The sequence below is a fragment of the Bacillus sp. K2I17 genome (genome assembly GCF_002209985.1).
Lineage (GTDB): Bacteria > Bacillota > Bacilli > Bacillales > Bacillaceae_G > Bacillus_A > Bacillus_A wiedmannii.
On the sequence record NZ_NJGF01000113.1, the window covers coordinates 1 to 1789 of the forward strand.

At 33.9% G+C, this 1789-nt stretch carries 2 protein-coding genes; both read left to right on the forward strand.

Features of this window, described 5'->3' with window-relative positions; all coding sequences use genetic code 11:
- A partial coding sequence (locus CER22_RS30950) for an acyl-ACP desaturase (protein WP_088610498.1) occupies positions 1 to 808 on the forward strand: 808 nt, incomplete at its 5' end.
- Positions 809 to 1025: 217 nt separating this feature from the next.
- Positions 1026 to 1487 carry a CarD family transcriptional regulator gene (locus CER22_RS30955; protein ID WP_016079014.1) on the forward strand — a complete coding sequence of 154 codons (462 nt, stop codon included), beginning with the start codon at positions 1026 to 1028 and terminating at the stop codon, positions 1485 to 1487.
- Positions 1488 to 1789: the final 302 nt, after the last annotated feature.

Sequence of the window (1789 nt, forward strand, 5' to 3'; positions counted from 1 at the left end):
GTTTTTACCATGGGATAAGGGAATGGACTTTAAAAGAGTTCCTTGGGATGAAAGTCAAGTTACTCTTCCTTCTGGTGTAATTACAGCCATTGAAACAGCTTTATTAACAGAAGTGAATTTACCATGGTTTACAACGTATTTATCTGCAACTTTTAAAGGGTCCCTTTCTGTTATTACAGACTTTATTCATACCTGGACTTCAGAAGAGGATCAACATTCGAATTTATTGGAGACATATTTACTACTCACTCGAAGTGTGAATCCTAAACGAATACATGAATTAAGAAAGTCAGTCGTTGAGGGTGGATTTGAGCCTGATTTTCATACACCAATCGAAGCCATGACGTATACGACGCTACAAGAACTTGCAACGATGGTGTTTTACAATAATGTCGCTAAGGTTGCAAGTAAGCATGATCCAGATCTTGCTACATTATTACGCCGTCTTGCAAAAGATGAAACTCTTCATTATGCATTTTATCGAGACGTCATTCGAACACATTTGGAATTGGAACCTAATTATTGCTATCATATTGCCAATGTGATTAGAAATTTTAAAATGCCAGGTGCCGTCATGCCTGATTTTGAAAATAGAATGGCTGTGATTGCGAAAGAAGCGAACTATGGGCCACTACAATATTTTGATCAAGTACTTGATGTAGTGGTTGATTATTGGGGGTTAAAAGACTTACGACCAATTGCACCTTTAGCTGAAAAAGCAAGAATTGAGATTTTGGAATACCACACAAGATTGAAAAAAATACGGGATCGATTTGGTCGTTTTCAAGGGAAAGCTGATCTACGTTAATGAGTAGAGATTTCAGAATATAAGCGGGGAAATTCCCCCGCTCTTTATGGGAAAGCTGAAACACCCCCTATTGTTTTGGGGGTGTTTTTTACATAATTTAATTTTTTCTAAAAAAGTGGTTGACGATAAAAATGATTTTATGATATTATAAAATATTTGATAAAAAATCACATATATGTTAAGGTTAAGAAGGTTACCATATATGGAGGTGGATTATATGTTTCAAATTGGCGATAACATTGTTTATCCAATGCACGGAGCAGGTATAATTGAAGCCATAGAAGAAAAAGAATTCTCAGGAAAAAAACAACAGTATTATGTTATAAAAATGTCAATCAGTAATATGCAAGTCATGATTCCTATGGGTAAAATACTAAGTTCGAGTATACGCCCAGTTACTGATATACTTGCATTAAAACACATTATACACATTTTTCAGCATGGAGAATCAGATAAATTATTGCCGTGGAAACAAAGGTATAAAGTGAACACGGACAAAATAAAAACGGGTGAAATACAAGAAGGTGCTGAAGTTGTACGTGATTTAATGCGTATGAAGAAAGAAAAGGCACTTAATACAAGCGAAAAAAAAATGTTGGATAACGCACATGAATTTTTGATTAGTGAACTAGGATTAATTAAAGGGATTACTGAAAATCAAATAAAAAGTTTCTGTTAAGGTTCATAATAGATAATGTATTACATCTCCCGAAAATATCCTGAATTTTTCGGGAATATGATTATTATTAAAAGTAAATCATTTCAAAGACATTCAACTTCTTCAACTCGCTTTTAGAGTAGGAACCTCTTTTGTTATTACTTCAATCTAATCCATTTTTATTTTTAAATTTCTTTTACGAACGTTCGAAATTTCATCAAATAACTCGATTAAATAGTCACTTGATTTTTGCAATTCTGATTCACACTGGCACGGACAAGGAGCCGTAAGGATGAAAGAGAGGTAGGGCTTTCATTGTTTTA

Coding starts and splice junctions, on each gene's coding strand:
- CER22_RS30955 (WP_016079014.1), top strand. CDS start 1,026: ATGTTTCAAATTGGCGATAACATTGTTTATCCAATGCACGGAGCAGGT.